This window comes from Shewanella sp. GutDb-MelDb (assembly GCF_002836075.1).
Taxonomy (GTDB): domain Bacteria; phylum Pseudomonadota; class Gammaproteobacteria; order Enterobacterales; family Shewanellaceae; genus Shewanella.
Map to the genome: position 1 here is coordinate 20031 of NZ_PJBM01000165.1, position 8541 is coordinate 28571.

Sequence of the window (8541 nt, forward strand, 5' to 3'; positions counted from 1 at the left end):
TCTTTGTTTGGTAGCCCAACTTAGTAACTCATCATTCAAAATTTACGCCCTCGCTTTAGTACCCACCATGGAGCCATAGAGCTTTCTTCATGTGAACGTCTAACCACCTCGTTAATCAATGCAAAGAAACACACTAGGCGCATAAAAAGTGCATAAAATGGATATAGGGGTAACCAGATGGCTAGCCTTAAATCCTGTTTCGGCCGTTCTGAAATAGCCAACAACACCAAGAGATAGAAAAACACTAAAACCATAGAATATAGGCTATAAATTACAGTGGATATGGATGCGATAAATTGCCATGGGTAGAGTAAAATGATACCAGCCCCATAAAGAACGATAATGAAAGGCATCAACACATTCTGTAAAAATCCATAGAATAAGGTAAATAAAAAAGTACCCCAGCCTAACAATTTTGGCGTAAATGCAGGCCAATGTTTTCTAAAATAGAGAAATAACAGATCGCCATCCCAGCGTAATCTTTGCATCACTAATGTTTTGAGATCTGCTGGGGCATCCGTGTGACCAATCGCCAACGTTGCAAATGGGATCTTCCAGTTAGGATGCCGCTTAAAATACTGTTTAATTCTTACCGTTAAGTCTAAATCTTCAGCGGTATGAGTATCCCAACCGCCAATTTGCATCAAAAAATCTCGCCTGAACACACCAAATGCGCCAGAGATATTATTCAGTAAATTCCACTGAGCTAATCCCGTTTTACCTCCCTGCATGGAGATCAAATACTCGATAGATTGCATTCGGGTCCAGATGGATTCAGTGATGTTTCTTACTCTGAGCGCCCCGCCTAAAGCTGGTACATTTGGGTCTTCGAAATAGGGCACCACTTGATTGACCATATCGTTATCAAAAGAGGTGTCAGCATCGGCATTGATGACAATTTCCCCCGACGCCATACTTAGACCAGCATTCAACGTAGATACTCTTCCACCCCGTTGCCATTTAGGTAAAACAATAACTCGACGATTTTTCGACTTACAGGCTTTAGCACACGCCATCGCGACTCGATAAGTATCGCCATTTTGTACAGCCCCATCTACCACTGCGATGATCTCAATCTCACCATCGTAAGTTTGCTCGACAAAAGAGTCGATGGTTGATTTAACAGCTGCTCCTTCGGCATAGCAAGTGATAACGCAAGACACTTTGGGCTTAAACAGTGATGTTTTCTGCGGCACCATAAACGTTGTGTAATACCAACGTAAAATACCTCCGACGACAATGATCATCAAAGGCATCTCATACATAAGCACAAGGGGAATGAGCCACACAAAGAAAATTAGATGTTCACCCAGCTGATACCAAATATCGAGAACGATATAGCTGATGGTATTAAACTCACTTAGCATTAGAGTGATTCCACGCTCGCTAATTTGTCTGTTAACCATATCTGAACATCATCACCCCAGTTTTTATCCGGTAGTGCAATTGCCCTGATGCTAACTTCAATATTAGAGACCGTTTGTCTACTTTTAAGCTCAAATATTTTGCTATAGATAACCTTAATTTGATCTATTTTTGTGAATGGCAAAAATAACAATAAGCCATGAATTGGTGAATAGCTGCACGCATCAGTGTTACGAATCGTACTTCTGATCCTTTCCAATAATGCATCTAGATGGGCAAAGCCCTTAGTTTCCCCTTCTTGTGCAAGAAACGCATTTAGGTTTAACATTTGAATCGAGACTATCGTATGCTCATGTCCATGACGAATGGCTAACTGGTTCTGCCAGGTGATTAACCAATCAAACTGAGTGTTGGTCATTGCATCACCCGGGAGCAAAGCAAATAAGCCTTGATCTTTTCCCTGACGAACAATACGTCTGCCAGTTGTCTCCAGACGATAGTCATAAATATTACGCACCTGCAGATCAGCTAGCTTATTGTGAACCTTACAATGTAGACATTCAGCATCCACATTGGCTTCAATAAAAATAGAGTCACAACCGCTACAATGTTGATTTTCAATCGGTCGATCATAATCGACACCAATATGACGTAGATTTTGGGTGCAATTTGGACAACTAAGCCCCAACTTTTTCTTGAAACTATCCTGTTTTCCAATATGGCCACAATTAAAGCAATGCAGACTTGCCTGCATTTCAATCTCGATACTTTGACATTGAGGGCAAGTATCGATGTAGTTAAGGTGCCCAGATTGACAAGCGCCACAAAAGCGCACCCGATTAATTAAGCTATTAGACTCAATCCAACCTTTACGTTTGAGCGAGGTCAGCCAAGAAAAACTCTCTTCAGGGGCAATTCCCCAGGAGTTGAGTAAGGGATAATTGAATAACGTGCTACTAGAAGGCACACTCTGAGGAGTTAAGATAAACTCAGGATGCAACCAGAGGTATGCCAGTAGCTTGTAAGCATTATCATCATAATAGCGTAATTTAATCTGCTGCTTTCGTGACTTATACGTTTGATAATGCTGAGTGTAATCTTCATCCCACGTACCATTAGCCAAATACGGAGACAGCGGACTATCCTGCAAGACTAAAATAAGACAATGAGATGTTAACTCATGATGACGTAACGTCATCAATACCTCATCTTGTACTTCCGTTGGCATAGATAGCACGATGCAATCGGGTAATAATTGCTTAACAATGATTTCGTTGGGCGTTTGTAAATATTCAAACTTAGCGTCAGTGGTTTTTGGCAGATCTTGGCCGATCCATAAAAAGAGCTCCTGAAATAGCTCTCCATCATTACTCATTCCACTTACCAACATACCATTCCGTCCCTTCTATAAATGTAATCGCTGCAACTCAAGTAGAGCAACAAAATAACAAGCAGCTATTAACAGTGTAGGAAAGTTAAGCACTAACTGCCGTAACACTAGCTACATTTAATTAATTTATTCTTGTGATTCAATTGGATAAAGAACAATTAACTGACGGAGCTTATTATTTAACTGTATGACATTCAATCGAAATGAACAAAATTTAATAAGTGAAGCTGGACTCAAACAATAAGTGTAAAACTCGTAGTTAACCCTAGTCGGGTGTTAGCCATAGAGAGTTTTAGGAACAAATTACCTAATAACGCTATTGGTATTTTCATTAGTATGTATTTTGCGAAATTTGTGTGAGGCTCGGAAAAATACGTAGTTGCTGCCGTTTCATTACAACCGACTTAAGCCTTAATAGGGCAAATAGTTTCAATCGTTAATTACTCACTATTAAGTATCAAAAAACGTACATGCCATTATAAACAATATGTATTTTTTCAAATGACTCATAAAAACTCTGTAACATATAGCTTGTCACACATGCGCGAATAGATATTGTTTTTACTATATACTTCTTGCCAGTTTACTTAATATAAATATTAGCAATATAGGTAAAGAATTAAATGAGTTTTAGTGCATGGCTAGGTTTGCTAGCTATCTGTTGTTTGGGAGCGATGTCTCCTGGGCCTAGCTTGGCGATGGTGGTAAGGCATACCCTTGGTGGCGGTAGAACCAAAGGGATTATCTGTGCATGGGCTCACTCTATTGGTATTGGGGTGTATGCACTGGTAACGTTATTAGGGCTTGCCGTGGTGTTGAAGAAGGCGCCAATGGTGTTCAATGCTATAGCGATCATCGGTGCATTGTATTTAGCTTACATGGGCGTCCAAGCACTGCGTTCAAAAGGTGGCATGTCTGATAAGTTAGCTGCAGGTAAGTCGACTGATGCGTTAACGGCTGCACGAGATGGTTTAGCTATTTCGTTATTTAACCCCAAGATTATGTTGTTCTTTTTAGCTCTCTTCAGTCAATTTGTCATGGTGGCAGACAATATGACTGCAAAAGGACTGATTGTATTAACACCGCTGATTGTCGATGGTCTTTGGTATACCTTAATTGCGTTAGTATTGTCGCATTCAGCGGTATTGCCAAAGCTACGTGAAAAAGCCGCACTTATCGATAAACTGTCTGGTGTGGTCTTGATTTTGTTAGCCATAAGAGTGCTGGCGAGCTTATAAGTCTACACGAGTAACAAAAACGCCATCATAACTGATGGCGTTTTTGTTTGTTTTACAGCGTGTTCACTAAGAGTTAAATTGTTGCACTGAATCATCTTTAGCTGGCTCTTCAGCTTTTGGCTGTGATGGATTTTTAATATGATCTTCGATGTTGTCTTTCAACATCTCTTTATATTCGTTACCAAACCACTCTACAGCATTATCTTTCTCAGCGGCTAGATCAGCTGACTTGAGTGATGCTTCAAATGCATTGAAACGCGCTGCGGCAAAACGTAATCCAGTGCCGACTTTACCGACATCCTGTTCTGTTGCTGAAATTTCGTTGGCCAATGCAATGAATTGATCGGCTATTTCAAAAATGGTAGTTTCTTTTTTAGCTTCTGACATTCTGCTTATGCTCTTAGTGATTGATATTCTAAACCCTGATTCTATCGTAAATTAGCACTTAAGAAATCATTAGTTATTAACTATTGGGATCTGAATCGGTAATAACGCTACCATCGCGAGAATCATAGTAGATGGACATAGTCTGTTCTGGAAGGTAGTAAAAGTAGCATTGATCCGGTCCTTGATATACGGCACGATAAACGGCATCTACAGTATCTGCGGAGTTTGAGACAAGTGGGGCATCTTCTAATATGGTTCGCCAAACCGACATGCAGTCGTTGGTGTTATTCAATCGAGGACTGGATTCCAATGGTGGGTAATTCTGAGCCGGAAACCCCCAAAGGTTAATATCTAACTGACCAGATGCGCCACCACCGAACACTTGCAAGTTATCAGCGGGCCCCGAGTTCCCTGCGGCAGCCCATTTTACGTTAGCTAATGTAATACCGCCTTTAAAAGCACCGCCAGTCGCTTCATGTGTTGCTGTCTCGGCATCTTGTCTTAGGTTAATAAATTTTGGCATCGCGATAATAGCGATGATTCCTAAAATGATGATAACAACAATGAGTTCAATAAGTGTGAAGCCGTGATGACGTTTACTTTTTGTCACGAATAGGTCCATTTTTCAGTACTTTCTCTGAGTTAAGATTAGCTCATTTTAACTGCTTGGATCTGAGTCTACTGTAACTGAACCTAAATTAGAATCGTACCGAATGGATAGATTGGTATTGTCTCTATAGCTGAATGTACAAGTCGCGTTAGTATAAGTCGCTTTGTAATGGGTTTCATTAGTGTTGGCGTTATCAGACACGCTGGGCTCATCACCTTGAAAGAGAACTTCCCACACTGAGATACAGTCTTCGACATTATCAAGTGCAGGTGACGCTTCGTTACCCTGAGAATAGTGCTGTGCAGGCCAACCGTTAGCATTAAAGTCAACCTCGCCATCTTGAGCGGTGCCGAATACGGGTAAGTCTTCAGCAGGGCCGCTGCCAACTTTTACTGCCCATACTGCTCGCGCGAGATCAACCCCAGACTTAAATGCACCGCCCGTGCCCTTAACCATTGATACTTGTGCATCTTCTGAGATATTGACAAATTTCGGTACGGCCACTACAGCCAATATACCTAAAATAATAATGACAACAACGAGCTCTATTAAGGTGAATCCAGATTGGGGTTTAACAGTAGAAGAGTACAACATGTGGCTGGCCATCCTGGGCAAATTTGAACGCGCATTTTAACATCAAAAATACCGAATACCAATCGCTTAACGATAAATTCACGTAATACCAGGGGATAATTGTGATTAACTGCCGTACTCGTTTGATGGCTCTTTAGTCACAAATATGATTATAAATGCCTTAACTGATTGCCAGCGATAATGTGAACTCTTACTATCAATAAAACATTTTAGTGAGCTCTCCGATGACAATTAATTCAACCTGGAAAACCTTCATCCAGGCGCAACAGCAACAAGATTACTATATGGCACTAGAAACCTTTGTTGAGGCTGAGCGAACTGCCGGTAAAGTGATCTTCCCACCTAAAGAACAGATATTATCAGCATTTGAATATACGCCGTTAAATGAGGTTCGAGTCGTTCTGATAGGGCAAGATCCATATCATGGACCCAATCAGGCGCATGGGCTGTGTTTCTCGGTACAAAAAGGGGTAAAAGTGCCACCCTCTTTAGTTAATATGTATAAGGAACTGGCTAGCGATATAGACGGCTTTACGATCCCAGAGCATGGCAACCTGTTACCGTGGGCACAGCAAGGGGTGTTAATGCTAAATACAGTGCTTACGGTCGAGCAGGGTAAAGCGCATTCTCATGCCAAGTCCGGTTGGGAAATATTCACTCAAAACGTGTTATTGCATCTCAATGAGCAGCCTCAACCTATAATATTTGTGCTTTGGGGGGCTCATGCTAAAAAGAAAGGCAAAGTCATTACCGCAGGGCATCATCAAATCGTTTCTGGCCCACATCCTTCGCCATTATCTGCCTACCGAGGTTTTTTTGGCTGTAAGCATTTCTCTCATGTAAATCAGCTGCTTGAGCAGCAGGGCTCCACAGCGATTAATTGGCAGGTTTAGTTTTCATTACCGGTTGCAATGGCTAGCCCCTAGTCAAATGAGTAGTTTTTTGAGGGGGTAATGATAAATGGTAAAGGCACATCCCAATGTTCGCAAGCCAGCTTAGTCACCTGCTGACAATCATGAGCATAGCCAATGGGGAACGGTTTTCCGCATGTTTGCCAGTTGGCTAAGGTTCTGTCGTAATAGCCGCCGCCCATACCCATTCTGTTGCCTTGGTCATCAAAGGCGACCAGCGGGGTTATCACTACATCCAACTGATGCGGTAAGATCATTTGGGTTATATCTAAGTGTGGCTCCCAAATACCTAAGCTATTTTTCTCAACAGTAGTGTCTTCGTCATAGCGAAGAAAGATAAGATTGCCTGCGGTAAAGGGGTGCAGCCTTGGCAAGTACACATGAATGCCTTGTTGCCAAAGTGTTTTGATTAACACTTGAGTATCCAGTTCGCCGTCATTGGTCAGATATAACGCGACCTTATCTGCCTTCAGTTGTTTGAGTTTTTGCAGTGCTTTTATTGCTGCCGTATTAGCGAAAATAGACTGTTGCACACTGCTTAAGTTGCGGCGAGCAACGCGTATCGCTTGGCGAATGGCTTTTGGCGAGGTGACCGCTGGAGTCTCGGCATGGGACCTAGCTATTTTTTGAGGAGATATCTTGGGCGTCGGCGTCTGGGGCATCGTTGTCGCTAATCCATTTAAGTTCTTATGGAGTCTATCGGCTGTTAATCGGTATCGCAATTGGATTTAGCTGATGCTTCAATTCACGAGTGAGTTAATAGTGAGAGATTACAGGCTACAACGACATAAAAAAGCCCAACACTGTCGGTTGGGCTTTTTTATGATTAACTTGTGGAGTTGCAGGTCTGCCTAATACTCATCTTGCTCAGCGGCATCACTAATTCGCTCTTTGCGTTCCTGTTCCTCTTCGAATGCTGCTTGGATCTCTTCCAATACGGCATTGATATCGGCGGTATGTTCGCTCTCAATAAATTCGCCAGTTAATTCACTATCTGCTGACAGATCGCCAGATTCAAATTTTAGCCACATCTCTTGTGCATATTTGGTTTTTAGCACTGAGGGAGCAAACTGGCCATAATATTGGGTCATGTTGTTCACATCACGCAATAACATGCGCTTGGCATTGTTATTTGCTGCAGCATCGACAGCTTGAGGCAGATCGATAATCACTGGGCCTTTATCATCTAGCAGCACATTAAATTCAGACAGGTCGCCATGAATAAGTCCAGCACAAAGCATACGCTGCACATCTTTCATTACTTGATAATGATGGGCAATGGCCATCTCTTCAGTAAGGCTAATATCGTTTAATCTCGGCGCTACGAAGCCGGCGTCATCGGTAACCAGCTCCATCAATAATACGCCGTCAAAACAGCCATAGGGTTGAGGCACTCGCACTCCAGCATCAGCTAGGCGATACAAAGCATCTACTTCGGCATTCTGCCAGGCATTCTCTTGTTCTTGACGGCCGTAATTGGAACCTTTTTCCATCGCACGAGTACGTCGGCTATTGCGGCCTTTACGGCCCTCACGATATTCGACTGCTTTTTTAAAACTACGTTTGTCAGCTTCTTTGTAGATTTTAGCGCAGCGGACATCATCACCACATCTTACGATGTAGACGTCGGCTTCTTTGCCACTCATTAATGGACGAACAACTTCGTCTATTAATCCTTCATCAACCAATGGTTGGAGTCGTTTAGGGGTTTTCATAGTGCCCTTATACCCTACTTAAGCAAGCTATGGAACCAAAGTGCGGATCTTCATCATAAAAGATGCTTTTATGGCGATCTTTTAGCTGTTGTGAGTGCATTGGCGCTTGATGCGTGTGTTGGGCTATTAGATTTAGCAGTGATTAAATGCCTGATGTTTTCATGATTAAGCGCGAGGTCGTTTAAGTCAATTGTAGGGCGTATGCCGATACCTGATACTAGCTTTCCTTGAGGGCTATAGACTAAGGCTGCACTAAAGCTCACCTTTATGCCACTTTGTGTGAGTGAGGCATAGTGGCGAGGGCTTAGACTGCCTCTGGTTCTTTCCCCTA

At 42.3% G+C, this 8541-nt stretch carries 10 protein-coding genes; 2 read left to right on the forward strand and 8 right to left on the reverse strand.

The genetic code is table 11. The features are described from left to right. Nucleotides 1-35: 35 nt before the first annotated feature. On the reverse strand, nt 36-1367 hold the full coding sequence (locus CXF82_RS07520; RefSeq protein ID WP_101091355.1) for a glycosyltransferase family 2 protein: 1332 nt from the start codon (nt 1365-1367) through the stop codon (nt 36-38). Beyond that, on the reverse strand, nt 1367-2755 hold the full coding sequence (locus CXF82_RS07525; RefSeq protein ID WP_102043943.1) for a TackOD1 domain-containing metal-binding protein: 1389 nt from the start codon (nt 2753-2755) through the stop codon (nt 1367-1369). The genes CXF82_RS07520 and CXF82_RS07525 overlap by 1 nt, the downstream gene beginning before the upstream one ends. Before the next feature lie 623 nt (nt 2756-3378). On the opposite strand from CXF82_RS07525, the gene CXF82_RS07530 reads away from it, so the two are divergent. Beyond that, nucleotides 3379-3993: a LysE family translocator gene (locus CXF82_RS07530; RefSeq protein WP_101091357.1), complete on the forward strand. Its 615-nt coding sequence runs from the start codon at nt 3379-3381 to the stop codon at nt 3991-3993. Between the two features lie 66 nt (nt 3994-4059). Here CXF82_RS07530 and CXF82_RS07535 read toward each other — a convergent pair whose 3' ends face one another. From CXF82_RS07535 to CXF82_RS07545, 3 genes are all read right to left on the reverse strand, one after another. After that, nucleotides 4060-4380 (reverse strand): DUF3144 domain-containing protein, encoded by a 321-nt coding sequence (locus CXF82_RS07535; protein WP_101091358.1) that lies wholly within the window; start codon nt 4378-4380, stop codon nt 4060-4062. A 76-nt stretch (nt 4381-4456) separates the two neighbouring features. Beyond that, on the reverse strand, nt 4457-5002 hold the full coding sequence (locus tag CXF82_RS07540) for a prepilin-type N-terminal cleavage/methylation domain-containing protein (protein WP_102043944.1): 546 nt from the start codon (nt 5000-5002) through the stop codon (nt 4457-4459). A gap of 36 nt (nt 5003-5038) precedes the next feature. Beyond that, nucleotides 5039-5584, reverse strand: a complete 546-nt coding sequence (locus CXF82_RS07545) for a type II secretion system protein (RefSeq protein ID WP_101091360.1) — start codon at nt 5582-5584, stop codon at nt 5039-5041. Nucleotides 5585-5808: 224 nt separating this feature from the next. Here CXF82_RS07545 and ung point away from each other — a divergent pair, with 224 nt between their 5' ends. Beyond that, a complete protein-coding gene (ung, locus tag CXF82_RS07550) occupies nt 5809-6477 on the forward strand; it encodes a uracil-DNA glycosylase (RefSeq protein WP_102038383.1) in 669 nt (222 codons plus the stop codon). 29 nt (nt 6478-6506) lie between these two features. On the opposite strand, the gene CXF82_RS07555 is transcribed toward ung, so the two are convergent. From CXF82_RS07555 to CXF82_RS22465, 3 genes are all read right to left on the reverse strand, one after another. Continuing rightward, nucleotides 6507-7157: a 5-formyltetrahydrofolate cyclo-ligase gene (locus tag CXF82_RS07555; protein ID WP_102038382.1), complete on the reverse strand. Its 651-nt coding sequence runs from the start codon at nt 7155-7157 to the stop codon at nt 6507-6509. Between the two features lie 189 nt (nt 7158-7346). Continuing rightward, nucleotides 7347-8210 (reverse strand): PA4780 family RIO1-like protein kinase, encoded by an 864-nt coding sequence (locus CXF82_RS07560; RefSeq protein WP_101091363.1) that lies wholly within the window; start codon nt 8208-8210, stop codon nt 7347-7349. Nucleotides 8211-8278: 68 nt separating this feature from the next. Next, nucleotides 8279-8541, reverse strand: a 263-nt coding sequence (locus CXF82_RS22465) for a hypothetical protein (protein WP_374702361.1), incomplete at its 5' end; no start/stop codon positions are given.